The following is a 26,068-nucleotide window of genomic DNA, read 5'->3' on the forward strand; positions in this document are numbered from 1 at the left end:
TTTTTAGTTATTTTCAAGTGCTTACATAGTAATCCTTTTATAGGGATAAGGGGGAAAAGGAATGAAGACAGGTACTGATCGTGTTAAACGTGGTATGGCAGAAATGCAAAAGGGCGGCGTCATAATGGATGTTGTCAATGCCGAGCAGGCAAAGATTGCTGAAGAAGCTGGTGCAGTGGCGGTAATGGCACTGGAACGTGTTCCTTCAGATATCCGTGCTGCGGGTGGAGTAGCAAGAATGGCTGACCCAAGGATCGTTGAAGAAGTAATGGGTGCTGTCACAATTCCCGTTATGGCAAAAGCACGAATTGGCCACATCGTTGAAGCGCGCGTGCTCGAAGCGATGGGTGTTGACTATATCGATGAAAGTGAAGTTCTGACTCCTGCCGATGAAGAATTTCACCTGAATAAAAGAGATTATACAGTTCCTTTTGTATGCGGATGCCGTGACCTTGGCGAGGCAGCAAGAAGGATTGGAGAAGGAGCCTCCATGCTTCGTACAAAGGGAGAGCCTGGTACGGGCAATATCGTAGAAGCTGTACGTCATATCCGCAAGGTAAATGCCCAGGTGCGTAAGGTAGTCGCGATGGATATGGATGAGCTAATGACAGAAGCAAAGCTTCTAGGTGCACCATATGAGCTTCTGCTTGAAATCAAGCAGCTTGGACGCCTTCCAGTTGTGAACTTTGCAGCAGGCGGTGTAGCCACACCGGCTGACGCAGCCTTGATGATGCAGCTGGGAGCTGACGGAGTATTTGTAGGCAGTGGCATCTTTAAATCTGATAATCCGGCGAAGTTCGCAAAGGCAATCGTCGAAGCGACTACTCATTATCAGGATTACGAACTGATTGCGAACATTTCGAAAGGCCTTGGCATCCCGATGAAGGGCATGGAGATTTCATCATTGGCACCTGAAGCCCGCATGCAGGACCGCGGCTGGTAAGGGGAATGTCTATGGTGAAAATTGGAGTACTTGGCCTTCAGGGTGCCGTACGAGAGCATATATGGGCAATTGAGGCATCCGGGGCGGAAGGTATTGTCATTAAGCGTCCTGACCAGCTTGCCGAAGTCGATGGACTGATCATCCCTGGAGGGGAAAGCACCACAATTCGCCGGCTGATTGATAAGTACGGCTTCATGGAAGAGTTGAAAAAGTTTGCTGCGGAAGGCAAAGCAATGTTCGGGACTTGTGCCGGACTGATTCTGCTTGCGAATGACCTGGTAGGCTATGATGAGCCGCACATCGGTGTCATGGATGTGAAGGTTGAGCGGAATTCATTTGGGCGCCAGCGTGAAAGCTTTGAAGCTGATATAGATATTTCAGGAGTTGCTGAAAATTTCTCTGCCGTGTTTATCAGGGCACCTCATATTGTGGAGGCTGGAGAGAATGTCGAAGTGCTGGCGAAGCATAATGACCGGATTGTCGCTGCTCGTGACGGGCAGTTCCTCGGCTGTTCCTTCCATCCGGAGTTGACAGATGATTATAGACTCATGAGCTACTTTGTGAAAATGGTCGAGGAGACTAAGAGTAAAAATTTTGCATAAACTGCTTGCATGGTGAACATAATTGTAGTAAATTATGAATTAAAATTCGATAGTAAAAAGCGATGAGAGGGAATAGTAGCTTGTGTCCATTCCGAAGAGAGCCGGTGGTTGGTGCAAACCGGTGTCTGGAGCAAATGAATCCGCCCTCGAGCAGAGTATGGAACGCCTGGAATGGCCAGTAAATACTTTCGGTAAAAACCGTTATTTTATGAGTGGAAAGCATTTTTTGCTTTCAACTAGGGTGGCAACGCGGGTTAACTCTCGTCCCTTTTTGGGGACGGGAGTTTTTTATTTTATCCAAGGCTTTTTACTGTATATCAAAAGGAGGAATCGCAGTGTTAGATGTAAAGTATTTAAGAGCGAATTTTGAAGATGTAAAACAGAAGCTCCAGCACCGTGGCGAAGACATGACTGATTTCGGCAAGTTTGAGGACCTGGATGTGAAACGCAGGGAATTGATCCTTCAGGCTGAACAGCTGAAGAGCAGAAGGAATGAAGTGTCCCAGCAGGTTGCTCAGCTTAAGCGTGAGAAGCAGGATGCAGACCACTTGATCGCTGAGATGCGCGAGGTAGGCGACAAAATCAAGGTTCTGGATGACCAGCTGCGTGAGGTCGAAGAAGAGCTGGAAAACCTGATGCTCAGCATTCCGAATATCCCGCACGAAAGTGTTCCGATTGGTGAAACAGAAGACGATAATGTGGAAGTTCGCAAATGGGGAGAAATCCGTGATTTTGATTTCGAAGCTAAGCCGCACTGGGATGTCGCAGACCATTTGAAGATCCTTGATTTTGAACGTGCAGGAAAAGTAACCGGCAGCCGATTTGTTTTTTACAAGGGCTTGGGAGCACGCCTGGAGCGCGCGTTGATCAGCTTCATGCTTGACCTTCATGTTGACGAGCATGGCTACAAGGAAGTCCTTCCTCCGTATATGGTCAATCGTGCAAGCATGACAGGAACAGGACAGCTTCCTAAGTTCGAAGAAGATGCATTCCGAATCGAGAGCGAAGATTACTTCCTGATTCCGACTGCGGAAGTACCTGTTACGAATATGCACCGTGATGAAATCCTGACTGCAGATGAGCTTCCAATCAATTATGCAGCATACAGCGCATGTTTCCGTTCTGAAGCAGGCTCTGCAGGCCGCGATACTCGTGGCTTGATCCGCCAGCATCAGTTCAACAAAGTAGAATTAGTGAAGTTCGTGAAGCCTGAGGATTCTTATGATGAGCTCGAAAAGCTGACAGGGCATGCTGAGAAAGTGCTACAGCTATTAGGCCTTCCATACCGTGTGCTGAGCATGTGTTCTGCAGACCTTGGCTTTACGGCTGCGAAGAAATATGACATTGAAGTCTGGATTCCAAGCTACGGCACATACAGAGAAATCTCTTCTTGCAGTAACTTTGAAGGATTCCAGGCAAGACGTGCGAATATCCGGTTCCGCCGCGAAGCCAAGGCGAAGCCAGAGCATGTGCATACACTGAACGGATCTGGCCTTGCGATCGGCCGTACGGTTGCTGCCATACTTGAGAATTACCAGCAGGCTGACGGAAGTGTCATCATTCCGGAAGTATTGCGTCCATACATGGGCAATAGGGAAGTTATTGCACCGGAATAAGTGTCATGGGTAAGTGAGTTTGAACTCTGATTAGTGTCTAGCTCCAACGCCTAGCTCCTCGAGTCGCTTCAGTCCGCCCAATGAAGTCAAAGAACGACTTCATCGGGCGGCCCTCCAGCGCTTGTCGGAGCTGACCAAGGCGTTTTCGCTTTTCATATTCGGACAGGATTCAACCCTGTCCGAAAAAAACTTTTAAAGAAGTGTTGACTCGTTTTTGAATACATGATATTATATTTCTTGTCTCGGAGGTATACCCAAGTCCGGCTGAAGGGATCGGTCTTGAAAACCGACAGGCGGGTAACACCGCGCGGGGGTTCGAATCCCTCTACCTCCTCCATAATATTAATATTAAGCATTAACGCATAAAAACAATTTGGAGATTGTGTAGAAAAACTCGTTACTATGTAGCGGGTTTTTTTATTTGTATTTTTATCTCGTGTGATCAATCGAATTGTGCTTTTCGAAGTGATGTTATTAATGCTAACTAATAAGCACCATATGAAGTTTAGAAACCCTGTTCCTCCTCCAAACAAAAAACCGCCAATCGGCGGTTTTATTTCTTCAATAATTGAGTTTGCTTGATGTGTGTAGCGATTTTCTCAACAATCGGTTCGATTGATTCAGGATTGTTGAACAAGTCATAATCATTGATGTTCAAGCGCAGGACTGGGCATGCGTTGAAGTTATTGATCCAGTTTTCATAACGGCCGTGCATTTCTTCCCAATAGGTGATCGGTGTCTGCTGTTCCATTGGACGTCCTCTTAGCTTGATGCGCTCAAGGATGTCATCAAGTGAACCTTCGAGATAGATCAACAGGTCTGGATGAGGGAAGTATGGTGTCATCACCATTGCTTCGAATAGGCTTTTGTAAGTTTCGTAATCCACTGGGGACATTGTGCCTTTTTCATAATGCATTTTTGCGAAGATGCCTGTATCTTCGTAAATGGAACGGTCCTGGATAAAGCCGCCGCCGTATTCAAAAATCCTTTTCTGCTCCTTGAAGCGCTCAGCAAGGAAGTAGATTTGCAAGTGGAAGCTCCAGCGTTCGAAATCAGCGTAGAACTTATCAAGATAAGGATTTGTATCTACTTTTTCAAAGGATGTACGGAACCGAAGGGCATCCGCCAGGGCATTCGTCATTGTCGATTTGCCGACTCCAACTGTTCCGGCAATCGTGATGACCGCATTAGCCGGGATGTCGTATTTTGTTCTCAGATTCATGGTTGTACGCTCCTTTTTCTTAATGATGCGGTAAGCTGGTCAATGATCAGCTGGAGATCTTCTTCATTTTTAACAAAATCCAGGTCATCGCCGCTGAAACGAAGAACAGGGATTTCAGGGTGGTCTTTCTCGAACTGAAGCATGGCTTGTTCATAATCAAGAGATAATTGCTCTAAATATAAAGGGCTGATGTTTTTTTCGACTTCGCGGCCGCGCATTTTGATTCGCTTCAGCAATGTATCAAGACTTGCATTCAAGTAAATGATGACATTCGGTTTAGGCATATCTTTTGTCAGGATTTGATAAATATCTAGATATTTTTTGTATTCCTGTTCATTTAATGTGCGCTGGGCGAAAATGAGGTTTTTCATGATATGATAATCAGCTACGACTGATTTGTCTTTGCTGAGGTAATGTTCATTAATATCTCCAAGCTGCTTATATCGATTGCAGAGGAAAAACATTTCTGTCTGGAAACTCCATTCTTCTATGTTATCGTAAAACTTCCCCAAAAATGGATTTTCATCGACAATTTCCTTTAAAAGTGCAAATTGAAACCGCTCGGAGATAGCACGTGCTAATGACGTTTTACCAATACCGATTGGTCCTTCAACCGTTATAAAAGGTGTTCCTTCCACAACATGTCCTCCCTCTCTGTTGTATCTATCTCTTTTTTACATTTCTGTCAGTTAAATCACGCAAAGTCCATTTTATCACACACAGTATGGTATGGGTATGGAATATTAAGAGGCAATTTTAGCAAAAAATAAGACAGCCGCAGAAATACTGCGCCTGTCATATATTATCGGAATTTGTAATATTATTTTAACAGAAAATTTTATCTTTTTACCACATTGAAATTATCCTGGATGAGCAGCCAGTTTTGCGGGAAGGACAGTCCGAGCTTCCAGTAGCTCATTCCCCTTAGGTTCAATTCTTTTATCAGATCGAATTTTGCCTGGATGGACCTTGCGTCCTCAAACCAGACTTCATGTTGTTTTCCATCTTGCGCTGTATATCGGAAGGTCGGCGCCTGAGATTTTGTATTGTACTGGATCGGTACATTATTATCGGCTGCAATCTGGATCGCCTGCTGTGGACTGACGGCCCTTGCGATGGATCCTTCGACAAATGGAAGCGTCCAATCATAGCCATAAAGATTCTGGCCCATCATGATTTTTTGTGATGGCATTTCACTGATGGCATACTCCAGCACCTGGCGGACAGGTCCGATGGGGGAGACTGCCTGTGCAGGCCCGCCGCTATAACCCCATTCATAGGTCATGATGACGACGAAATCGACAATTTCTCCATGCGCTTTATAATCATGCGCCGTATACCACGCACCTTCTTGGGCTGCACTAGTTTTAGGGGCAAGTGCAGTGGAAATGAACCAGCCTTCCTGTTTAAAACGATCCCTTGCTTTTCGCAGGAAGGTGTTATAGGCTTCACGGTCGGCAGGGCGGAGGAATTCAAAATCAAAGTGGATATCGCGGAATCCATATTTTTTGGCTGTGGCAACGATATTGTTCAGGAATTTGTCCTGGACGGCCATGTCATTCAGGATGATACGGCCGAGTTCATCACTGAACTGGTCATTTTCCTGATTGGTGATGACCATCATCAATATATTGTTGTTTGCCTCGGCAATGGCCGGGAAATTGTTCAGCAGCGGCTCCTTCAATGAACCATCACGCAAGGCCTGGAAGCTGAACGGGGCAAGATAGGTTAAATAAGGGGCAGCTTCTCGTGCTGCTGTTTCCAGAGCAGGTGCCACGGTGTTCCCTCGCGGTTCAACATACGCATTGAATTCCGCATTTGTTTTCGGCCGCTGCGGAATATATAGACGGAAACCGACTGACAACGGCTGGTTGACCGATATTCCGTTGATCCTTGCAAGTTCTTGCGGAGTGGTACCGAACCTTCTTGAAATGGCCCAGAGGCTGTCGCCTGGCTGGACAAAGTAAAAGCTTCCGACAATGGGGATGACCATCGCCTGGCCGATTACAAGATTATTAGGATTAGGCAGTTCATTAGCCTCGTTTATATCCGCAACAGTTGACCCGTACCTCTGGGCAATCTGTGTCAGTGTCTCTCCTTGCTGTACCACATGAATTTGCATTTTCTTCCCTCCCTGGCATTTTTAGCGCTACAACCATTGTATGAAGGAAGAAAAAACAGTATGTTATAAATCAAGCTCCCTGGAGGGTCTTGTATCGGCGGACAGGACGTTTTTCATCATGGTCAGTGCGTATTTATTATCTTGTTCATCATTGGAGGCAATGAAGTCCTCGGGAATGACCAGGTTGTATTCACGCATATACGCATCATTTGCGGTGAAAAGCACACAAATGTTGCCTGCGATTCCTGACAGAATCAATGTATCGACCTTTAATTGCTGAAGCAGGGTATGAAGGGCCGTTCCATAAAAAGCGGAGTGCTTTGGTTTAATTAAAAAATAATCCTGATTTTTTTTAGGTGCGATTTTCTTAATGATGTCCTTGCTCGTTTCATTTGAGCAAAAGTCCATGATTTTTTCAAAATCCGCCTGCCATAGATTATAATGGTCATTAATATAGATGACAGGCATGTCCTTTTCATTGAATGATTTCTTTAACTTTAAAATAGGATCGATGATTTCTTTTGTGTTTCTTGCCAGGGCTTCCCCTGCATCAAAATTAAAATCATTGATCATATCGATGATCAATAGAGCAGTTTTTGCCATGATAAATCCTCTCCTTTTCCCTTTATATTTTTACCGGCGGGGGATTCTTAAACCAATTGGAAATATAAAACACTAAAGTGGAGGGAAAGATGGAACATACTCCAGATGAACGATATATGTTAGAAGCAATTGAAGAAGCGAAAAAAGCTGGCCAGATGGATGAGGTGCCGATCGGTGCGGTGATTGTCCTGGAAGGCGAGATTATTGCCCGGGCCCATAATCTTCGCGAAACGAAGCAAAGCTCGATTGCCCATGCAGAGGTTCTCGCGATCGACGAGGCCTGCAAGAAGCTCGGTACATGGAGGCTGGAGGAAGCCGTTTTGTACGTGACCCTCGAACCCTGTCCGATGTGTGCCGGCGCAATCATGCTGTCACGGGTGAAGAAAGTGGTTTATGGAGCAAGTGACCCGAAAGGCGGTTGTGCCGGCACCTTCATGAACATTCTCCAGGATGAGCGATTCAACCACCAAAGTGAAGTGGTGACTGGCGTACTGGAAGAAGAATGCGGAGCATTGTTGTCCGACTTTTTCAGGAAGCTGCGGGAAAAAAAGAAGCTGAAAAAGAAGCAGGTAAAAGAGGAATTGGAACAACAGACAGGAATTGACAGGGGATAAGCATTGCTTTTTGCTTCGTGAGTTAGTATACTATGTATGTGTCCTTGAGACACACCTAAATAAGGTTTCAATTTTGCCGTGCTAGTCGGGGAGGTAGCGGTGCCCTGTACCCGCAATCCGCTCTAGCGGGGATGAATCCCTTCCTGAGGCTGATTTACTGTAGGGTCTGCCTTAAGCAAGTGGTGTTGACGCCCGGGTCCTGCGCAATGGGAATCCATGAACCATGTCAGGTCCGGAAGGAAGCAGCATTAAGTGGACGCTCCCATGTGCCGCAGGGTTGCCTGGGCCGAGCTAACTGCTTAAGTAACGCTTATGGTATTCAGTCGACGGAAGGTGCGCGGCAGTTAAATATGATACATTCAACTCATCTCTTATACGGAGATGAGTTTTTTGTCGTTTAATACAATAAAAACTTCCACTTGTAAAAGTGAAATTGAGAGATATTTGCGTTATAATAGGAAAGATAATATAACCGAAGGGAGCGGTGTCATTGGCCTATCAAGCTTTATATCGTGTCTGGCGTCCACAGCAGTTCATTGATGTGGTCGGGCAGGAACATGTCACAACGACACTGCAAAACGCTCTGCTTCAACAAAAAATATCACATGCCTATCTTTTTTCCGGCCCCAGGGGAACTGGAAAGACGAGTGCTGCGAAAATTTTGGCAAAAGCGGTTAACTGCGAAAAAGCTCCAACGGCTGAGCCTTGCAATGAATGCGACGCTTGCCGTGGGATAACCGATGGATCGATTCCTGATGTGATTGAAATAGATGCTGCTTCCAATAACGGTGTCGAAGAAATCCGGGATATTCGTGATAAGGTGAAATACGCACCGAACGTCGTGAAGTATAAAGTATATATCATAGACGAAGTGCATATGCTTTCCATCGGAGCGTTCAACGCTTTGCTGAAAACCCTTGAAGAGCCTCCAAAGCATGTCATCTTTATCCTCGCTACGACCGAGCCCCATAAGATTCCACTCACAATCATTTCACGATGCCAGCGATTTGATTTTAAGAGGATCACTGCGCAGGCAATCGTTGGCAGGATGAAGCAAATTGTTGAGGAATCTGGAGTGGATTGCGATGATAAAGCCCTGCAGATTATTTCCAGGGCTGCGGAAGGCGGAATGCGTGATGCATTGAGCCTGCTTGACCAGGCTATCTCATTCAGCCAGGATCGAGTGACGATTGAAGATGCATTAACGGTCACGGGTACCGTATCACAGAATTTCCTGAACCAGCTGGCCAGGGCGATTCATGAACGGAATGCGGCAGCTGGACTGGAAGCTTTAGAAGAACTTCTTTTACAAGGGAAGGATCCGGCAAGGTTCATAGAGGACCTGATTTTCTTTTACCGTGATATGCTCCTGTATAAAGCAGCGCCGGCATTGGAAGAATCAATGGAGCGAGTGATGCTGGATGACGATTTCCAGGAACTTGCCAATCAAGTTGAACCTGCTCAAATCTATGAATTGATCGAAGTCTTGAATAAAGCACAGCAAGAGATGCGTTGGACAAACCATCCTCGTATCTTCCTAGAGGTAGCAATCGTCAAGCTCTGTCAGCTGGAAACTCAGCAACCTTCCAGTAATGTACAGGTTGAGCCTTTACTTAGAAGGATCGAGCAGCTTGAGGAAAAACTCGCACAGTTCCAGCAAAATCCTGGTATGGCGGCAGCAGGTGAACCGGCTGCAGCTGCTAAAAAAGCGCCTCGTACCAATCGTAAAGGCTTCCAGGCTCCGACAGGCAAGATTAACGAGGTACTGAAAAGTGCTACCAAGACAAATCTCCATACAATTAAGGGACGCTGGGGAGACCTTCTTGAAATGCTGGCTGCAAACCAAATGCGTTCGCAGGCTGCGTTGTTGAATGAAGCGGAACCGGTTGCTGCTTCGGATGAGGCAGTCGTGATTAAATTCAAATATGAAATTCACTGTCAGATGGCAATGGAAAACACCAGATTCACTGAAACTGTCAGCGGTGCGATGAATGACTACACCGGAAAAAGAATACAGGTGATTGGTGTGCCTGAAGACCAGTGGCTTAAAATAAGGGAAAACTTTATCAGCCAGAGAGGCGACGGAGCATCGGAGGGGCAAGCTGCTGCGGCAGAAGACCCGCTGATTGCTGAAGCTAAAAAATTATTTGGCGATGAATTAATACAAATACAAGACTAGTAATGGAGGACGTTAATATGATGCGTGGAATGGGTAATATGCAAAACATGATGAAGCAAATGCAAAAGATGCAAAAGAAAATGGAAGAAGCTCAAGTCCAGCTTGGAGAAGAGAAAATCGAAGGTACTGCCGGCGGTGGCATGGTAACAGTTATTGTCACTGGCCATAAGGAAATTGTCGACGTTCAAATCAAACCGGAAGTTGTAGATCCTGATGATGTTGAAATGCTGCAGGACCTAGTGCTTGCTGCAACCAACGATGCACTGAAAAAAGCAGAAGAACTTTCAAGTAAAACAATGGGACAATTCACAAAAGGAATGAACCTTCCTGGGGGAATGTTCTAGGAGGAATATAACAGAATGCATTATCCTGAACCAATATCAAAGCTGATCGACAGCTTTATGAAATTGCCAGGTATCGGCCCAAAAACGGCTGCTCGTCTGGCTTTTTTCATTTTAAGCATGAAAGAAGAAACTGTATTGGATTTCGCTAAGGCATTGGTCAACGCAAAACGAAACCTGACTTATTGCTCCGTCTGCGGCCATATAACCGACCAGGACCCTTGCTATATATGTGAAGACCAGCGTCGCGACCGCAGTGTGGTTTGCGTTGTACAGGATCCTAAGGATGTTATCGCGATGGAAAAAATGAAGGAATTCAATGGCCTTTATCACGTCCTTCATGGTGCGATTTCTCCTATGGATGGGATTGGGCCTGAAGATATCAATATCCCGGACTTATTGAAGAGATTGCAGGATGAGACGGTCCAGGAGGTCATTCTTGCGACTAACCCGAATATCGAAGGGGAAGCAACGGCCATGTATATCTCAAGGCTGTTGAAGCCGTCAGGAATCAAGATCACAAGGATCGCACATGGTCTCCCGGTCGGCGGGGATCTTGAATATGCGGATGAAGTCACGCTGTCGAAAGCGCTGGAAGGCCGCAGGGAAGTTTAACTCCATTATATAAGAAGAAACTCTACTGGAGGAAAGTCATGTTATTTCGTAAAAAGAAATGGCTTAGAAAAGAATTCGACCATAAACTATTGGAACAGCTGGACAGCATGAAGAGGAACTGGAATAATCAAAAGCTATTGGTTGAAAGAAGCTTCGACCCCTCAGAAGAGTTCATCACTGAAGCAAAAATTGCCGAAGCCAAGTACTTCTTTCTTTTTAAGGAAGCCAAGCACAGGAAAATCACGATTAAGACGAAGTGATGTTTTTTCCGTACAATAAGGTCTTATTTCGATAACTTGTACATAAAAATGTACAAGACATTCGAAGTAAGGAGGAAGAGTATGGATCCTATAGTTGTCATATCGATCCTCGGCGGGTTGATTTTTCTGCTGCTCATCATAGGTGCGCCGACAAAACCGCTCCGTTTTATCGGCCAGAGTGCTGTGAAGATTTTGATTGGAGCCATCTTTTTATTTTTTCTTAACGCCTTCGGAACCAGTTTCGGGATTTATGTGCCGATCAACATCGCGACCGCAGCTGTCTCCGGACTATTAGGAATACCTGGTGTGTTTGCACTTGTTGCCGTCCAGATGTGGATTATATAAAGAAAGAAGAATGAGAGAACGCCGCTTTTGAAGCGGCGTTTTATTTTTTTCTAAAAAGCTATTGACCAAGCAAGCAGAAGTTGTTATTATATTAAACGTTGCTGTTGGACAGCTGTTAATGACTTTTTAAAAAAGTGTTGACGAAACAACGACAACATGATATATTATTTAAGTCGCCTACGGGTGACACGAAAAATTGCTCTTTGAAAACTAAACAAACAAGCGTCAACAAACAATAAATTTTCATGGCTTCTATTATAGAAGATCATGAGCCAACGTTTTAACTTTATGAGCTAACTCATAACTCTTTCTTGGAGAGTTTGATCCTGGCTCAGGACGAACGCTGGCGGCGTGCCTAATACATGCAAGTCGAGCGGATCTTCATTAGCTTGCTTTTGAAGATCAGCGGCGGACGGGTGAGTAACACGTGGGCAACCTGCCTGTAAGACTGGGATAACTTCGGGAAACCGGAGCTAATACCGGATAATCCTTTCCCTCACATGAAGGAAAGCTGAAAGACGGTTTCGGCTGTCACTTACAGATGGGCCCGCGGCGCATTAGCTAGTTGGTGAGGTAACGGCTCACCAAGGCAACGATGCGTAGCCGACCTGAGAGGGTGATCGGCCACACTGGGACTGAGACACGGCCCAGACTCCTACGGGAGGCAGCAGTAGGGAATCTTCCGCAATGGACGAAAGTCTGACGGAGCAACGCCGCGTGAGCGATGAAGGCCTTCGGGTCGTAAAGCTCTGTTGTCAGGGAAGAACAAGTACCGGAGTAACTGCCGGTACCTTGACGGTACCTGACCAGAAAGCCACGGCTAACTACGTGCCAGCAGCCGCGGTAATACGTAGGTGGCAAGCGTTGTCCGGAATTATTGGGCGTAAAGCGCGCGCAGGCGGTTCCTTAAGTCTGATGTGAAAGCCCCCGGCTCAACCGGGGAGGGTCATTGGAAACTGGGGAACTTGAGTGCAGAAGAGGAGAGCGGAATTCCACGTGTAGCGGTGAAATGCGTAGAGATGTGGAGGAACACCAGTGGCGAAGGCGGCTCTCTGGTCTGTAACTGACGCTGAGGCGCGAAAGCGTGGGGAGCGAACAGGATTAGATACCCTGGTAGTCCACGCCGTAAACGATGAGTGCTAAGTGTTAGAGGGTTTCCGCCCTTTAGTGCTGCAGCAAACGCATTAAGCACTCCGCCTGGGGAGTACGGCCGCAAGGCTGAAACTCAAAGGAATTGACGGGGGCCCGCACAAGCGGTGGAGCATGTGGTTTAATTCGAAGCAACGCGAAGAACCTTACCAGGTCTTGACATCCTCTGACAACCCTAGAGATAGGGCGTTCCCCTTCGGGGGACAGAGTGACAGGTGGTGCATGGTTGTCGTCAGCTCGTGTCGTGAGATGTTGGGTTAAGTCCCGCAACGAGCGCAACCCTTGATCTTAGTTGCCAGCATTCAGTTGGGCACTCTAAGGTGACTGCCGGTGACAAACCGGAGGAAGGTGGGGATGACGTCAAATCATCATGCCCCTTATGACCTGGGCTACACACGTGCTACAATGGATGGAACAAAGGGTCGCGAAGCCGCGAGGTCGAGCCAATCCCATAAATCCATTCTCAGTTCGGATTGCAGGCTGCAACTCGCCTGCATGAAGCCGGAATCGCTAGTAATCGCGGATCAGCATGCCGCGGTGAATACGTTCCCGGGCCTTGTACACACCGCCCGTCACACCACGAGAGTTTGTAACACCCGAAGTCGGTGGGGTAACCTTTTGGAGCCAGCCGCCTAAGGTGGGACAGATGATTGGGGTGAAGTCGTAACAAGGTAGCCGTATCGGAAGGTGCGGCTGGATCACCTCCTTTCTAAGGATATTGCCGTAATGGCAATCGGAATGCGAATCTTACGATTCGTACTGTTGATTAGCTTGTTTGTTTAGTTTTGAGGGAGTAATTCCTCTATATATGATATATGGGCCTATAGCTCAGCTGGTTAGAGCGCACGCCTGATAAGCGTGAGGTCGGTGGTTCGAGTCCACTTAGGCCCACCATATATCTTTCATAACGGGGCCTTAGCTCAGCTGGGAGAGCGCCTGCCTTGCACGCAGGAGGTCAGCGGTTCGATCCCGCTAGGCTCCACCATGTCGCTTTCAAAGTGCATATTTGTTCCTTGAAAACTAGATAATCGTAAGTAAGAAGAACCAAGAAAAACCGAGTGATCGCCATTTTAGTTTTCTCTCTATTAAATTAGAGAAATGACCTTTTAGGTTAAGTTAGAAAGGGCGCACGGTGGATGCCTTGGCACTAGGAGCCGATGAAGGACGGGACTAACACCGATATGCTTCGGGGAGCTGTAAGTAAGCTTTGATCCGGAGATTTCCGAATGGGGAAACCCACTGTTCGTAATGGAACAGTATCTTTACCTGAATACATAGGGTATTGAAGGCAGACCCGGGGAACTGAAACATCTAAGTACCCGGAGGAAGAGAAAGCAAACGCGATTCCCTGAGTAGCGGCGAGCGAAACGGGACATAGCCCAAACCAAGAGGCTTGCCTCTTGGGGTTGTAGGACACTCTACATGGAGTTACAAAGGAACGGGGTAGATGAAGTGGTCTGGAAAGGCCCGTCAGAGAAGGTAAAAACCCTGTAGTTGAAACTTCGTTCCCTCCTGAGTGGATCCTGAGTACGGCGGGACACGTGAAATCCCGTCGGAAGCTGGGAGGACCATCTCCCAAGGCTAAATACTCCCTAGTGACCGATAGTGAACCAGTACCGTGAGGGAAAGGTGAAAAGCACCCCGGAAGGGGAGTGAAAGAGATCCTGAAACCGTGTGCCTACAAGTAGTCAGAGCCCGTTCATGGGTGATGGCGTGCCTTTTGTAGAATGAACCGGCGAGTTACGATTACATGCAAGGTTAAGTTGAGAAGACGGAGCCGCAGCGAAAGCGAGTCTGAATAGGGCGAATGAGTATGTGGTCGTAGACCCGAAACCAGGTGATCTACCCATGTCCAGGGTGAAGGTTGGGTAACACCAACTGGAGGCCCGAACCCACGCACGTTGAAAAGTGCGGGGATGAGGTGTGGGTAGCGGAGAAATTCCAATCGAACTTGGAGATAGCTGGTTCTCTCCGAAATAGCTTTAGGGCTAGCCTCACGTTGTAAGAGTCTTGGAGGTAGAGCACTGTTTGGACTAGGGGCCCTCATCGGGTTACCGAATTCAGACAAACTCCGAATGCCAAAGACTTATCCGTGGGAGTCAGACTGCGAGTGATAAGATCCGTAGTCAAAAGGGAAACAGCCCAGACCACCAGCTAAGGTCCCAAAGTATACGTTAAGTGGAAAAGGATGTGGAGTTGCTTAGACAACCAGGATGTTGGCTTAGAAGCAGCCACCATTTAAAGAGTGCGTAATAGCTCACTGGTCGAGTGACTCTGCGCCGAAAATGTACCGGGGCTAAACGTATCACCGAAGCTGTGGATTGACATCTTAGATGTCAGTGGTAGGAGAGCGTTCTAAGGGCGTTGAAGTCAGACCGTAAGGACTGGTGGAGCGCTTAGAAGTGAGAATGCCGGTATGAGTAGCGAAAGATGGGTGAGAATCCCATCCACCGAATGCCTAAGGTTTCCTGAGGAAGGCTCGTCCTCTCAGGGTTAGTCGGGACCTAAGCCGAGGCCGAAAGGCGTAGGCGATGGACAACAGGTTGATATTCCTGTACCACCTCTTTATCGTTTGAGCGACGGGGGGACGCAGGAGGATAGGGTAAGCGCGCTGTTGGATATGCGCGTCTAAGCAGTTAGGCTGCAAGTGAGGCAAATCCCGCTTGCGTGAAGGCTGAGCTGTGACAGCGAGGGAAATATAGTACCGAAGTTCCTGATTCCACACTGCCAAGAAAAGCCTCTAGCGAGATAAATGGTGCCCGTACCGCAAACCGACACAGGTAGGCGAGGAGAGAATCCTAAGGTGAGCGAGAGAACTCTCGTTAAGGAACTCGGCAAAATGACCCCGTAACTTCGGGAGAAGGGGTGCTCATTTGGGTGAATAGCCCGGATGAGCCGCAGTGAATAGGCCCAGGCGACTGTTTAGCAAAAACACAGGTCTCTGCGAAGCCGCAAGGCGAAGTATAGGGGCTGACGCCTGCCCGGTGCTGGAAGGTTAAGAGGAGGGGTTAGCTCACGCGAAGCTCTGAATCGAAGCCCCAGTAAACGGCGGCCGTAACTATAACGGTCCTAAGGTAGCGAAATTCCTTGTCGGGTAAGTTCCGACCCGCACGAAAGGCGTAACGATCTGGGCACTGTCTCAACGAGAGACTCGGTGAAATTATAGTACCTGTGAAGATGCAGGTTACCCGCGACAGGACGGAAAGACCCCGTGGAGCTTTACTGTAGCCTGATATTGAATTTTGGTACAGCTTGTACAGGATAGGTAGGAGCCTGAGAAACCGGAGCGCCAGCTTCGGTGGAGGCGTCGGTGGGATACTACCCTGGCTGTATTGAAATTCTAACCCGCGCCCCTGATCGGGGCGGGAGACAGTGTCAGGTGGGCAGTTTGACTGGGGCGGTCGCCTCCTAAAGAGTAACGGAGGCGCCCAAAGGTTCCCTCAGAATGGTTGGAAATCATTCGCAGAGTGTAAAGGCACAAGGGAGCTTGACTGCGAGACCTACAAGTCGAGCAGGGACGAAAGTCGGGCTTAGTGATCCGGTGGTTCCGCATGGAAGGGCCATCGCTCAACGGATAAAAGCTACCCCGGGGATAACAGGCTTATCTCCCCCAAGAGTCCACATCGACGGGGAGGTTTGGCACCTCGATGTCGGCTCATCGCATCCTGGGGCTGTAGTCGGTCCCAAGGGTTGGGCTGTTCGCCCATTAAAGCGGTACGCGAGCTGGGTTCAGAACGTCGTGAGACAGTTCGGTCCCTATCCGTCGTGGGCGCAGGAAATTTGAGAGGAGCTGTCCTTAGTACGAGAGGACCGGGATGGACGCACCGCTGGTGTACCAGTTGTCTTGCCAAAGGCATCGCTGGGTAGCTATGTGCGGACGGGATAAGTGCTGAAAGCATCTAAGCATGAAGCCCCCCTCAAGATGAGATTTCCCATAGCGCAAGCTAGTAAGAACCCTGAAAGATGATCAGGTTGATAGGTCAGAGGTGGAAGCGCGGTGACGTGTGGAGCTGACTGATACTAATCGTTCGAGGACTTAACCAAATTGATCATTCGTTCTTCTTGAATTCTTCTTACAACATTATCTAGTTTTGAAGGAATAAATACTTTTCTTTCAATCAAATAGTCTGGTGGCGATGGCGAGAAGGTCACACCCGTTCCCATACCGAACACGGAAGTTAAGCTTCTCAGCGCCGATGGTAGTTGGGGGTTTCCCCCTGTGAGAGTAGGACGCCGCCGGGCAAACGAAAGAACAGCTGTAATGGCTGTTCTTTTTTTTGTGCGATTTTATAAAAGGTGCCGGAAATGGTGCAGCGGCTGATCAGATACGCATTGGCTTCGGACAGGTTTGGTGCTAAACCAGGAAAAGTTGTCAGAACCTGAGCCAACTTCAGACAGGTTTGATGCTAAAGCAGGAAAAGTAGTCAGAAGTAGAGCCAACTTCAGACAGGTTTGAAGGTAAAGCAGGAAAAGCTGTCAGAAGTAGAGCCATCTTCGGACAAGTTTGGAGGGAAAAGCAGAAAAGTTGTCAGAACTTGATGCAACTTCGGACAGGTTTAGAAAGAAGGCAGGAAAAGTTGTCAGAAGAAGAGCCGTCTTTAGACAGGTTTGGAGGAAAAGCAGGAAAAGCTGTCAGAAGTAGAGCCATCTTCGGACAAGTTTGGAGGGAAAAGCAGAAAAGTTGTCAGAACTTGATGCAACTTCGGACAGGTTTAGAAAGAAGGCAGGAAAAGTTGTCAGAAGTAGAGGCAACTTCAGACAAGTTTGGAGGAAAAGCAGGAAAAGTAGTCAGAAGTAGAGCCATCTTAAGACAGGTTTGAAGGTAAAGCAGGAAAAGCTGTCAGAAGTAGAGCCATCTTCGGACAAGTTTGGAGGGAAAAGCAGAAAAGTTGTCAGAACTTGATGCAACTTCGGACAGGTTTAGAAAGAAGGCAGGAAAAGTTGTCAGAAGTAAAGGCAACTTCAGACAGGTTTATAGGAAAACAACAAAAAGCTGTTCGAACCTAGTGCAACTTCGCACAAGTTTTAAGGTAAAGGCACAAAAAGTTGTCCGAACCTACAGCATCTTCAGCCAGTATACAGAAAAACTCAAAATGCAATCCTGAATGCCTTCAGCATCCTATTCAGCCCCCTTAATGATCAACATTCCCTTCTCTTCAAAAGTATTTTATAGAATAAACCAACCTAAATTGTTATAAGACATACAAGGAAACCGTATGTCAATCATAAAATATAAAACAACTAAACTTTCGAAAATATTATTCGGAAAATTGTATACAAAAAAACGTTCCTGGCAACAATAGGTGTACGGAGGTGGAGAATTTGGGTTCGCTTTTAGCTAAAAATCAAATTGGAGAGAACTGTGTGATTTGCGAACAGACGAAAAAGGCTGGCATACACCTGTATACTTCTTTTATATGTGCAGACTGTGAGAGCATCATGATCAAGACAGACACGAGTGATCCTAAATATAAATATTACGTAGAAAAGTTAAGGAAAGTAACAAAACCCGGAATTTACAGTTAAAAGCTCATTTTGAGCTTTTATTTTTTTTGCTGAAAAACAGTGTTAGAATGGATAGGTGTGAATTTATATATATAGGTGAGACTATGGAACAATCGAAAACACCCTTGTACTCTCAATTGGTGAAGCATTCAACCGGAAATCCTCTGTCGTTCCATGTACCGGGACACAAAAATGGGGCTTTTTTTCCTGAAGAGGGACGAGCATTCTTTCAGCAAATCTTAAAATTGGATGCAACTGAAATAACGGGATTGGATGATCTTCATTCACCCGAGGGAGTTATATTTGAAGCTGAGGAATTACTTAGGGATTTATATAGAACAGATAAAAGCTTTTTCTTAATAGGCGGATCGACTGTTGGAAATCTTGCGATGGTCCTTGCTGCGGTTGATGAAGATGATGTGGTCCTTGTCCAGCGTAACTGTCATAAATCAATCATGAATGCTTTAAAACTCGCAAAGGCAAAGCCGGTTTTCATCAGTCCGGAATATAATGAAAAATTCAGAGTGGCGGCTGGATTAGACCGAGATAGTGTTAAATCGGCAATCAGCCAATACCCGAATGCAAAAGCACTTATTTTAACGTATCCTAATTATTATGGGCTGGCTTATGATTTAAAGGGAATTATAGATTTGGCTCATGCTCATCATATTCCGGTAATGGTGGACGAGGCTCATGGAGTCCATTTTATCGCAGGGGATTATTTCCCTGCTTCGGCCGTGGAACTTGGGGCCGACCTGGTTGTCCAGTCTGCTCATAAGACCTTGCCGGCGATGACAATGGGAGCATTTCTTCATTATCAGTCGAATCGGGTATCGCTTAGCAAGCTTAAGTTTTACTTGCAGGCTCTGCAATCAAGCAGTCCTTCCTATCCTTTGATGGCATCGCTGGATTTGGCCCGAAGCTATCTGGGTACATATAATAAGGAAGACTTGTCATATTTGAAATCAGAACTGGAAAAATTCAAAGAAAAACTAGAGGGAATCGAATCCCTTCGAGTTTTGCCTGGGGATGATCCATTGAAGCTAACCATTCAATCATCATCCGGTTTCGAACTGCAAACAAGACTTGAGTCAAAGGGGATCTTTGCGGAATTAGCTGATCCTTATAATGTGCTGCTCGTACTTCCAATGCTTAAGAATGGCATGAAGCATCGTTTGCAGGAAGCGGCACGAACGATTGCCGAAGCAGTAAGGACCATGCCTGTTGGAAAAAATAAACCTGAGGCCAAGGTCATAAAAAAAGGTATGTCTAAACTGGAAATCAGCTACAGTGAGATGGAGAAACAGAAGACAGAATCTGTCCTGTTGCAGGATGCTGCGGGAAGAATTAGTGCCGAGCAAATCATTCCATATCCGCCGGGAATTCCACTTAGTCTCCCAGGAGAAGTTTTGACAGAAGATGATATTGAAACAATCCTATTTTTAAAAGAAAACGAAGCAAAGATCCAGGGTGGAGAATATTTGCATGCTGGTAAAATAAAAGTGTTCAAGAGTTGGGGGATTTAAAATTGAAAAAGGGAATTTTTATTACAATAGAAGGCCCGGATGGTTCTGGCAAGACAACGATTCTTCAGATGCTTGCTCAAAATCTCGTGAATGAAGGATATGAAGTAGTGGCCACAAGGGAGCCTGGGGGCATCGAGATTGCCGAGCAAATCAGGAAAGTGATTCTTGATCCGGAAAATACAGCGATGGACCCGCGTACGGAAGCACTTTTATATGCAGCGGCGAGAAGGCAGCATCTTGCGGAAAAAGTGAAGCCTGCTCTGGAAGACGGAAAAATTGTCTTGTGTGACCGCTTTGTTGATAGTTCACTTGCCTACCAGGGATACGCAAGAGGCTTAGGCATTGATGAAGTTTACTCAATTAACCAGTTTGCGATTGAAAACATGATGCCGGAAATGACTCTATACTTTGATGTTGCACCGGAGATCGGGCTGGAAAGAATCAATAAAAATAAGGGACGCGAAGTCAATCGACTGGACCTGGAGAAGCTCGAATTTCACCAAAAAGTAAGAGAAGGCTATATGATCCTGGCCGATCGATTCTCCGAGCGAATCGTTAAAGTCGATGCTTCAAAGGATCTCGATACAGTTTACGAACAAGCTGAAGCTCAAATTAAAGAGTTAATCAATTCGTGAAGATTCCGAAACAAGCCTTGATTACGATCAGGCTTGTTTTTTAGCATAGTAGGAGCAAGTGATCTCAATTGGAAGCCTATGGAATTTTACGTTTATATCATGTCTTGTCACATGAATCCTGTTATAATGAAAATACAAAAGCTACGGAATGAACTGCTGATGTCATATCAGCGAGTCTATAAAAAAAAGCCTAGGGGGAGAATGAATGAAGTTAATATTAGCTGTGGTCCAGGACCAGGATAGCAACCGCCTATCCAATGCATTGGTTGACCATAATTTCCGCGCAACGAAGATGGCCAGTACGGGTGGATTCCTGAAGTCCGGAAACACCACTTTTATCATAGGAACAGAAGACATCAGAGTGGAAAAGGCATTGGAGGTCATCAGGGTTAACTGTAAGTCACGTGACCAGCTTGTAGCGCCTGTTTCTCCTATGGGAGGGAATGCGGATTCGTATGTTCCTTATCCGGTGGAAGTCGAGGTTGGCGGAGCGACTGTATTCGTATTGCCTGTTGAGCAGTTTCATCAATTTTAACGGGAATGCCCGGAGGTCTAGCAAGAGATGAAGATTAATCAGGATATGCGCCTTAATATAGATAAAGTTCGCCAGGATCAGAAACAACAGCCTGGGGGCGGAATCAGGTTCAATGAACTCGTGGAGAAACAAGAACATAAATTGCAGCTCGGACAGCTTCAGCAATTAATGAAGCAAGTCGAGTCTGCCGGTGAGAGGCTTGCCCGGTCGAGGACCTTCAAGGACCTGGCCAAGTTCAAGACACTGGTTAAGCAATTTGTAAAAGAAACTGTCAACTTTGGAATGGAACTAAAGCACTCGCATAGCTGGAACCAATATGGCGAAGGCAGGTCTTTGAAGCTTGTAGAAACCATTGATGACAAGCTCGTACAGTTGACAGAAGAGTTGATGGATAATAAAGATGAACAGATTGATATCCTAGGGAGAGTAGGGGAAATCAAAGGCTTGTTGATCAATTTATATACGTAAGTGAGTGATACCATTGGCAAAGACGTGGGACGAGCTGGAAAGACTTCAGCCGAATGTTTTGAAGATGATTAAAAACAGCATCCAGAAAAATCGAATCGCCCATGCGTATCTATTTGAAGGGATGAGGGGCACTGGCAAAAAGGAGATTAGTATTCTTCTTGCAAAGAGCATCAATTGCCAGGCGCCGGTCGATGGCTATAAACCTTGTGAAAGCTGTTTGAATTGCAAAAGGATCAACCATGGCAACCATCCTGATATCCATCTTGTCGAACCTGATGGCCTGTCGATCAAAAAAGGGCAGATCCAGCAGCTGCAGGAGGAGTTTTCAAAAACAGGTGTCGAGTCAAAAAATAAGCTCTACACGATTGTCCATGCTGATCGAATGACGACAAATGCAGCGAATAGCTTGCTGAAGTTCCTTGAGGAACCTCATGCGGGGACTGTTGCCGTGTTGATCACCGAGCAGGCACAGCAAATGCTGCCAACGATTTTATCTAGATGCCAGCTGATCAATTTTACGCCATTATCACCGAAAAATATGGCTGAACAACTGATCGCCAATGGGATACAACCACAAATGGCACCGCTTTTGGCACAGCTAACCAATAATTTGGAAGAAGCTTTAGAGATAAGTCATGATGATTGGTTTGCACAAGCACAAAAAATAGTGTTAAAATTATATGAAGTGCTGAAAAAGAATCCGCTCGAAGCTATGGTCGCGCTTCAGGAGAACTGGTTCATGCACTTTAAAGAGAAAGAACAAATCGATCGAGGTTTGGATTTATTACTTCTTATTTTTAAGGATTTACTATACATTCAGCTTGGCAAGAAAGACCAGGTTGTATATCTAAACGAAAGCTCACGTTTAGAACAGTTTGCACTACAGACATCCGGACGGCGTCTTACCGAACAAATGGCAGCCATTCTGGAGGCGAAGAGGAAGCTGCATGCCAATATGAATCCCCAGCTGCTCATGGAAGAGCTGGTGTTAAAATTGCAGGAGGGATCTACACTTGTATGATGTAGTAGGTGTCCGCTTCAAGAAAGCGGGAAAGATTTATTATTTTGATCCCGACGATCTCTCAATTCAAAAGGACGAATTCGTCATTGTCGAAACTGTAAGGGGCGTTGAGTACGGAAGAGTGGTAACTCCCCGTAAGCAGGTCGGCGAGAAGGATGTTGTCCTGCCTCTGAAAAAGGTAGTCAGAATTGCAGATCAGAAGGATCGTCTCATTGTCGAAGAGAACAAAACGGCTGCAAAGGAAGCATACGATGTTTGCAGTGAAAAAGTGAATGAACATCAGCTGGATATGAAGCTGGTTGATGTTGAATATACATTTGACCGCAATAAAGTCATTTTCTACTTCACGGCTGATGGCCGCGTTGATTTCCGGGAATTGGTCAAGGACTTGGCCTCCATTTTCCGGACAAGGATCGAGCTGCGTCAGATTGGCGTCAGGGATGAAGCGAAAATGCTTGGCGGGATAGGACCATGCGGCAGAATGCTTTGCTGTTCAACATTCCTCGGGGACTTTGATCCAGTTTCAATCAAGATGGCCAAGGATCAAAACCTTTCCCTTAATCCAACGAAGATTTCCGGCCTTTGCGGCAGGCTCATGTGCTGTTTGAAATATGAGAACGACGAATATGAAACAGCGAAAGAACAGCTGCCTGACCTGGGTGAAACGATTGTTACACCTGATGGTACAGGAAAGGTTGTCGGGTTGAACATCCTGGAACGAGTCATGCAAGTCAATATACCTGGACAGGAACGCGTGCTGGAATATACACTTGAGGAAATACAGGAAGCAGGAGCTGTATCGTTGCAATCATCCACAGATTAATGAGGTGGAACAGGTGGATAAAAAAGATATCTTTGACTCAGTAAGTAATATGGAATCGCAGATCGGTGATTTATACCGTCAGCTTGGTGAGTTAAAACAGCATTTAGCAGAGGTTCTGGAAGAGAATAATGCATTAAAGTTGGAAAATGAGCATATAAGACGCCGTCTGGATCAAACTATTGGTAAAAAGGATCCAACCATTAAGAATAACGGTAAGGGAAACAGCAATCAGCCCCAGGGTGATAAAAACGTGGTCGATATCGGTGAAGGCTACGATAATCTTGCCCGTCTGTATCAGGAAGGCTTCCATATCTGCAACCTGCATTTCGGAAGCCCGCGCAAAGAGGATTGTCTGTTCTGCCTATCCTTTCTTAATAAAAAATAATTGGCAGCCTTCCTTAATAGGGAAGGCTATTTTTATAAGATGAAAAAGCCACAGGGGCAGGTGCAGTGAACATATATGCATGGAGGAACGATTTATAATGGTTAACTTACGGGAAGATGAACGATTGGATTACTTATTGGCTGAGGATTTAAGAATCATCCAAAGCCCGAATGTATTTTCATTTTCACTGGATGCTGTATTGCTGGCCAGATTTGTCTGGGTGCCGATCCAAAAAGGAAAGATTGTCGACCTTTGCAGCGGGAATGGGGTCATTCCGCTATTTTTAAGTGCAAGGACAAAGGGGACAATCACCGGAGTGGAAATCCAGGAGCGGCTATATGATATGGCTGTCCGGAGTATTGAGTATAATGATCTGGAAGAACGATTACATATGATTCATGGCGATCTTAAGGATGCGCCAAAAGAGCTTGGCTACGAGAAGTATGATGTTGTCACCTGCAATCCTCCTTATTTTCCTACACCATCAAATGAAGAAATAAATGTGAATGAACACCTGGCGATTGCACGCCATGAAATCCTCTGCACACTTGAGGATGCAATCAAGTCATCGAGCCAGCTGGTCAAGCAGGGCGGGAAGGTTGCATTTGTCCACCGTCCAGGCAGGCTGATCGATATCATTGAAATCATGAGGAAATACCGCCTTGAGCCTAAGCGAATCCAGTTTGTATATCCTAAGGCCGGAAAGGAAGCAAATACACTGTTGGTGGAGGCGATTAAAGACGGAAGTCCTGACCTTAAAATCCTGGAGCCACTGACGGTTTATGATGAAAATAATGAGTATACGCCAGTGATAAAAGAGATGTTATATGGAAGCAAATAAGCACAGAAACGGGTGATTTGGCATGCAACAGCAGAAAAGCTTCGAACGGGAACATGAAAAGGGAATTCTTTATCTCGTACCGACGCCGATCGGGAACCTTGAGGATATGACATTCAGGGCAATCAGGATTATGAAGGAAGCTGATTTGATTGCGGCGGAGGATACGAGGAACACGAAAAAGCTATGTAATTATTTTGAGATTGAAACACCCGTGACCAGCTATCATGAACATAATAAGGAAAGCAGCGGATATAAATTGATTGAAAAGATCAGGGAGGGAGCGAAAGTGGCGCTTGTCAGCGATGCGGGTATGCCAACCATTTCTGATCCAGGCACGGAGCTGGTAGCCGAAGCAATTGTCGAGGGGCTGACTGTCGTTCCGCTTCCAGGGGCAAATGCAGCGTTGACGGCTTTGATTGCTTCTGGAATTCTTCCTCAGCCGTTTTACTATTATGGATTTCTCCAGAGGGGAAAAAAGGATAAGAAAAAGGAACTTGAACTGCTGGGGAAGCAGACTGCAACAATCGTTCTTTATGAGTCTCCCCACCGTCTGAAGGAAACACTTTCGTTAATGCTTGATGGTCTTGGAGACCGGAAAATCGTCCTATGTCGTGAGCTGACGAAAAAATATGAGGAGTTCTTGAGGGGAACGATCGCTGAAGCATTGGCATGGGCAGAGTCAGAAGAAATCCGCGGGGAATTTGTATTGGTCATCGAAGGCGCCTCACCTGATGCAATGGCCGATGAAGAGAACCAGTGGTGGGAAAGGTTAAGCATTGAAGAACATGTAGAACATTATATTTCCAAGGAACAAATGAACTCTAAAGATGCAATCAAGCAAGCAGCGAAAGATAGAGGCTTGCAAAAGCGGGAAGTTTACCAGGCATATCATATTAATGAATAGAGCAAATAAAAAGGCCGTGGATTTCTCCACGGCCTTGAGTATGATAATTAAGCTTTTACAGGTTCGAAGTTTCCTTGGATTTCTTTAAGAAGCTGTTCAGCACCTTCACGGCTAAGAATCAGCTTGCCGCCTGCCAATGTGATGTTGTTATCAGAAACTTCACCAGTGATGTGGCAAGTCATGTTCGGCTTGTATTTTTTAAGGATGATGCGATCATCATCAACATAAATTTCCAAAGCATCCTTTTCTGCGATGCCAAGAGTCCTTCTAAGTTCGATTGGAATTACCACACGGCCAAGCTCGTCAACTTTACGTACAATACCAGTAGATTTCATAATCTCTAATCTCCTCTCATTTTCCCTTATATTAAGTTCGTCATTTTTCGACATTTTTCTCTTATTGGTTTTATAATACCAGCGATTCCAATAACCGTCAATTATTTTATTTTTCTTCTATTAACAAAATTTAACACCAAACGAAAACCTTTTCATATCAAGGGTTATAGACGAAAAAAACAAGAGGGGATAAGGAATGATGCGGTTTTCTCTATCAGAGGATACAAAATAAATATTATTGGAGAATAGTAAATACCGCGTAATTCGACAAATTTCTACAATCCATTTCGACAAAATGTCACAAATTCGACATACTCTTGATAATATGTACATAATTTTGTAATCAGGTATATTCTATTTGTAGATTTGGTTATGATTTTATTATGAAGAATATCAGGCTTTCACTTTAAAATCGCAGCTCCTGCCAAACTCTGAGGCGGGGCTTTTTTGATAAGTGTCTATTCTTAGTAGCCTTTGAT

25 protein-coding genes, 3 tRNA genes, 3 rRNA genes, 1 other RNA gene and 1 other annotated feature are annotated in these 26,068 nt (G+C 45.8%); of the genes, 27 read left to right on the plus strand and 5 right to left on the minus strand.

Going from position 1 to position 26,068, the window contains the following annotated elements; translation table 11 throughout:
• Positions 1-61 precede the first annotated feature (61 nt).
• The 4 genes from pdxS (at position 62) to RH061_RS00110 (ending at position 3,498) form a co-directional block, all read left to right on the plus strand.
• Positions 62-943: a pyridoxal 5'-phosphate synthase lyase subunit PdxS gene (gene pdxS, locus RH061_RS00095; RefSeq protein ID WP_167834694.1), complete on the plus strand. Its 882-nt coding sequence runs from the start codon at positions 62-64 to the stop codon at positions 941-943.
• 11 nt (positions 944-954) lie between these two features.
• A complete protein-coding gene (gene pdxT, locus RH061_RS00100) occupies positions 955-1,545 on the plus strand; it encodes a pyridoxal 5'-phosphate synthase glutaminase subunit PdxT (protein WP_311073157.1) in 591 nt (196 codons plus the stop codon).
• Positions 1,546-1,598: 53 nt separating this feature from the next.
• Positions 1,599-1,817, plus strand: a binding site (T-box leader).
• 63 nt (positions 1,818-1,880) lie between these two features.
• A complete protein-coding gene (gene serS, locus RH061_RS00105) occupies positions 1,881-3,161 on the plus strand; it encodes a serine--tRNA ligase (protein ID WP_311073158.1) in 1,281 nt (426 codons plus the stop codon).
• Between the two features lie 244 nt (positions 3,162-3,405).
• Positions 3,406-3,498, plus strand: a tRNA-Ser gene (locus tag RH061_RS00110).
• 216 nt (positions 3,499-3,714) lie between these two features.
• Here RH061_RS00110 and RH061_RS00115 read toward each other — a convergent pair.
• The 4 genes from RH061_RS00115 to RH061_RS00130 form a co-directional block, all read right to left on the minus strand.
• Positions 3,715-4,383 carry a deoxynucleoside kinase gene (locus tag RH061_RS00115; protein WP_192473667.1) on the minus strand — a complete coding sequence of 223 codons (669 nt, stop codon included), beginning with the start codon at positions 4,381-4,383 and terminating at the stop codon, positions 3,715-3,717.
• Entirely contained in the window at positions 4,380-5,021 is a 642-nt protein-coding gene (locus tag RH061_RS00120; protein ID WP_192473668.1) for a deoxynucleoside kinase, read from the minus strand. The genes RH061_RS00115 and RH061_RS00120 overlap by 4 nt, the downstream gene beginning before the upstream one ends.
• Before the next feature lie 200 nt (positions 5,022-5,221).
• Positions 5,222-6,505, minus strand: coding sequence for a glycoside hydrolase family 18 protein (locus RH061_RS00125; RefSeq protein WP_311073160.1), 1,284 nt, complete (start codon positions 6,503-6,505; stop codon positions 5,222-5,224).
• 63 nt (positions 6,506-6,568) lie between these two features.
• Positions 6,569-7,108, minus strand: coding sequence for a cysteine hydrolase family protein (locus RH061_RS00130; RefSeq protein ID WP_311073161.1), 540 nt, complete (start codon positions 7,106-7,108; stop codon positions 6,569-6,571).
• A gap of 89 nt (positions 7,109-7,197) precedes the next feature.
• Here RH061_RS00130 and tadA point away from each other — a divergent pair, with 89 nt between their 5' ends.
• The 23 genes from tadA (at position 7,198) to rsmI (ending at position 25,254) form a co-directional block, all read left to right on the plus strand.
• Positions 7,198-7,722, plus strand: coding sequence for a tRNA adenosine(34) deaminase TadA (tadA, locus tag RH061_RS00135; protein ID WP_311073163.1), 525 nt, complete (start codon positions 7,198-7,200; stop codon positions 7,720-7,722).
• A 76-nt stretch (positions 7,723-7,798) separates the two neighbouring features.
• Positions 7,799-8,063: signal recognition particle sRNA large type (gene ffs / locus RH061_RS00140), an RNA gene on the plus strand.
• A gap of 149 nt (positions 8,064-8,212) precedes the next feature.
• Positions 8,213-9,901 carry a DNA polymerase III subunit gamma/tau gene (gene dnaX, locus RH061_RS00145; protein ID WP_311073165.1) on the plus strand — a complete coding sequence of 563 codons (1,689 nt, stop codon included), beginning with the start codon at positions 8,213-8,215 and terminating at the stop codon, positions 9,899-9,901.
• Between the two features lie 17 nt (positions 9,902-9,918).
• A complete protein-coding gene (locus tag RH061_RS00150; protein WP_023613345.1) occupies positions 9,919-10,245 on the plus strand; it encodes a YbaB/EbfC family nucleoid-associated protein in 327 nt (108 codons plus the stop codon).
• 15 nt (positions 10,246-10,260) lie between these two features.
• A complete protein-coding gene (gene recR / locus RH061_RS00155) occupies positions 10,261-10,857 on the plus strand; it encodes a recombination mediator RecR (protein WP_311073167.1) in 597 nt (198 codons plus the stop codon).
• A gap of 38 nt (positions 10,858-10,895) precedes the next feature.
• Positions 10,896-11,117 (plus strand): YaaL family protein, encoded by a 222-nt coding sequence (locus tag RH061_RS00160; protein WP_102264773.1) that lies wholly within the window; start codon positions 10,896-10,898, stop codon positions 11,115-11,117.
• Positions 11,118-11,198: 81 nt separating this feature from the next.
• Complete coding sequence (locus RH061_RS00165; RefSeq protein WP_167834691.1) at positions 11,199-11,462, plus strand: pro-sigmaK processing inhibitor BofA family protein; 264 nt, start codon at positions 11,199-11,201, stop codon at positions 11,460-11,462.
• A 308-nt stretch (positions 11,463-11,770) separates the two neighbouring features.
• Positions 11,771-13,320: ribosomal RNA gene (locus RH061_RS00170) — 16S ribosomal RNA — on the plus strand.
• 108 nt (positions 13,321-13,428) lie between these two features.
• Positions 13,429-13,505 (plus strand) — tRNA-Ile (locus RH061_RS00175).
• A gap of 15 nt (positions 13,506-13,520) precedes the next feature.
• A tRNA-Ala gene (locus tag RH061_RS00180) sits at positions 13,521-13,596 on the plus strand.
• Between the two features lie 124 nt (positions 13,597-13,720).
• Positions 13,721-16,655: ribosomal RNA gene (locus RH061_RS00185) — 23S ribosomal RNA — on the plus strand.
• Between the two features lie 82 nt (positions 16,656-16,737).
• Positions 16,738-16,853, plus strand: a 5S ribosomal RNA gene (gene rrf, locus RH061_RS00190).
• Together the 16S, 23S and 5S rRNA genes with 2 tRNA genes alongside form the textbook arrangement of a ribosomal RNA operon.
• Positions 16,854-17,188: 335 nt before the next feature.
• Positions 17,189-17,431 carry a hypothetical protein gene (locus tag RH061_RS00195; RefSeq protein ID WP_311073170.1) on the plus strand — a complete coding sequence of 81 codons (243 nt, stop codon included), beginning with the start codon at positions 17,189-17,191 and terminating at the stop codon, positions 17,429-17,431.
• A 544-nt stretch (positions 17,432-17,975) separates the two neighbouring features.
• Positions 17,976-18,137 (plus strand): sigma factor G inhibitor Gin, encoded by a 162-nt coding sequence (locus RH061_RS00200; RefSeq protein ID WP_396654878.1) that lies wholly within the window; start codon positions 17,976-17,978, stop codon positions 18,135-18,137.
• Positions 18,138-18,220: 83 nt separating this feature from the next.
• On the plus strand, positions 18,221-19,642 hold the full coding sequence (locus tag RH061_RS00205) for an aminotransferase class I/II-fold pyridoxal phosphate-dependent enzyme (protein WP_311073173.1): 1,422 nt from the start codon (positions 18,221-18,223) through the stop codon (positions 19,640-19,642).
• A gap of 2 nt (positions 19,643-19,644) precedes the next feature.
• A complete protein-coding gene (tmk, locus tag RH061_RS00210) occupies positions 19,645-20,277 on the plus strand; it encodes a dTMP kinase (protein ID WP_311073174.1) in 633 nt (210 codons plus the stop codon).
• Between the two features lie 205 nt (positions 20,278-20,482).
• Positions 20,483-20,812 carry a cyclic di-AMP receptor DarA gene (locus RH061_RS00215; RefSeq protein ID WP_311073175.1) on the plus strand — a complete coding sequence of 110 codons (330 nt, stop codon included), beginning with the start codon at positions 20,483-20,485 and terminating at the stop codon, positions 20,810-20,812.
• Positions 20,813-20,839: 27 nt separating this feature from the next.
• Positions 20,840-21,280, plus strand: coding sequence for a YaaR family protein (locus RH061_RS00220; RefSeq protein ID WP_311073176.1), 441 nt, complete (start codon positions 20,840-20,842; stop codon positions 21,278-21,280).
• A 13-nt stretch (positions 21,281-21,293) separates the two neighbouring features.
• Positions 21,294-22,301 (plus strand): DNA polymerase III subunit delta', encoded by a 1,008-nt coding sequence (gene holB / locus RH061_RS00225; protein ID WP_311073178.1) that lies wholly within the window; start codon positions 21,294-21,296, stop codon positions 22,299-22,301.
• Positions 22,294-23,124 (plus strand): PSP1 domain-containing protein, encoded by an 831-nt coding sequence (locus tag RH061_RS00230; protein ID WP_311073179.1) that lies wholly within the window; start codon positions 22,294-22,296, stop codon positions 23,122-23,124. The genes holB and RH061_RS00230 overlap by 8 nt, the downstream gene beginning before the upstream one ends.
• Positions 23,125-23,137: 13 nt before the next feature.
• Positions 23,138-23,509: a DNA replication initiation control protein YabA gene (yabA, locus tag RH061_RS00235; protein ID WP_311073180.1), complete on the plus strand. Its 372-nt coding sequence runs from the start codon at positions 23,138-23,140 to the stop codon at positions 23,507-23,509.
• A gap of 97 nt (positions 23,510-23,606) precedes the next feature.
• Positions 23,607-24,350, plus strand: coding sequence for a tRNA1(Val) (adenine(37)-N6)-methyltransferase (locus RH061_RS00240; protein WP_311073181.1), 744 nt, complete (start codon positions 23,607-23,609; stop codon positions 24,348-24,350).
• 22 nt (positions 24,351-24,372) lie between these two features.
• The gene (gene rsmI / locus RH061_RS00245; RefSeq protein WP_311073182.1) at positions 24,373-25,254 is read left to right on the plus strand and encodes a 16S rRNA (cytidine(1402)-2'-O)-methyltransferase; all 882 of its coding nucleotides are present in this window, start codon (positions 24,373-24,375) and stop codon (positions 25,252-25,254) included.
• A gap of 47 nt (positions 25,255-25,301) precedes the next feature.
• Here the strand turns inward: rsmI and RH061_RS00250 are convergent, their stop codons facing one another.
• Positions 25,302-25,589 (minus strand): transition state genes transcriptional regulator AbrB, encoded by a 288-nt coding sequence (locus RH061_RS00250; RefSeq protein ID WP_125481637.1) that lies wholly within the window; start codon positions 25,587-25,589, stop codon positions 25,302-25,304.
• Positions 25,590-26,068: the final 479 nt, after the last annotated feature.

Source organism: Mesobacillus jeotgali, assembly GCF_031759225.1.
In the GTDB taxonomy this organism is placed as follows: domain Bacteria; phylum Bacillota; class Bacilli; order Bacillales; family Cytobacillaceae; genus Mesobacillus; species Mesobacillus jeotgali_B.

Coding starts and splice junctions, on each gene's coding strand:
- pdxS (WP_167834694.1), top strand. CDS start 62: ATGAAGACAGGTACTGATCGTGTTAAACGTGGTATGGCAGAAATGCAA.
- pdxT (WP_311073157.1), top strand. CDS start 955: ATGGTGAAAATTGGAGTACTTGGCCTTCAGGGTGCCGTACGAGAGCAT.
- RH061_RS00115 (WP_192473667.1), bottom strand. CDS start 4,383: ATGAATCTGAGAACAAAATACGACATCCCGGCTAATGCGGTCATCACG.
- RH061_RS00125 (WP_311073160.1), bottom strand. CDS start 6,505: ATGCAAATTCATGTGGTACAGCAAGGAGAGACACTGACACAGATTGCC.
- RH061_RS00130 (WP_311073161.1), bottom strand. CDS start 7,108: ATGGCAAAAACTGCTCTATTGATCATCGATATGATCAATGATTTTAAT.
- tadA (WP_311073163.1), top strand. CDS start 7,198: ATGGAACATACTCCAGATGAACGATATATGTTAGAAGCAATTGAAGAA.
- RH061_RS00150 (WP_023613345.1), top strand. CDS start 9,919: ATGATGCGTGGAATGGGTAATATGCAAAACATGATGAAGCAAATGCAA.
- recR (WP_311073167.1), top strand. CDS start 10,261: ATGCATTATCCTGAACCAATATCAAAGCTGATCGACAGCTTTATGAAA.
- RH061_RS00160 (WP_102264773.1), top strand. CDS start 10,896: ATGTTATTTCGTAAAAAGAAATGGCTTAGAAAAGAATTCGACCATAAA.
- RH061_RS00165 (WP_167834691.1), top strand. CDS start 11,199: ATGGATCCTATAGTTGTCATATCGATCCTCGGCGGGTTGATTTTTCTG.
- RH061_RS00205 (WP_311073173.1), top strand. CDS start 18,221: ATGGAACAATCGAAAACACCCTTGTACTCTCAATTGGTGAAGCATTCA.
- RH061_RS00215 (WP_311073175.1), top strand. CDS start 20,483: ATGAAGTTAATATTAGCTGTGGTCCAGGACCAGGATAGCAACCGCCTA.
- RH061_RS00220 (WP_311073176.1), top strand. CDS start 20,840: ATGAAGATTAATCAGGATATGCGCCTTAATATAGATAAAGTTCGCCAG.
- RH061_RS00240 (WP_311073181.1), top strand. CDS start 23,607: ATGGTTAACTTACGGGAAGATGAACGATTGGATTACTTATTGGCTGAG.
- rsmI (WP_311073182.1), top strand. CDS start 24,373: ATGCAACAGCAGAAAAGCTTCGAACGGGAACATGAAAAGGGAATTCTT.
- RH061_RS00250 (WP_125481637.1), bottom strand. CDS start 25,589: ATGAAATCTACTGGTATTGTACGTAAAGTTGACGAGCTTGGCCGTGTG.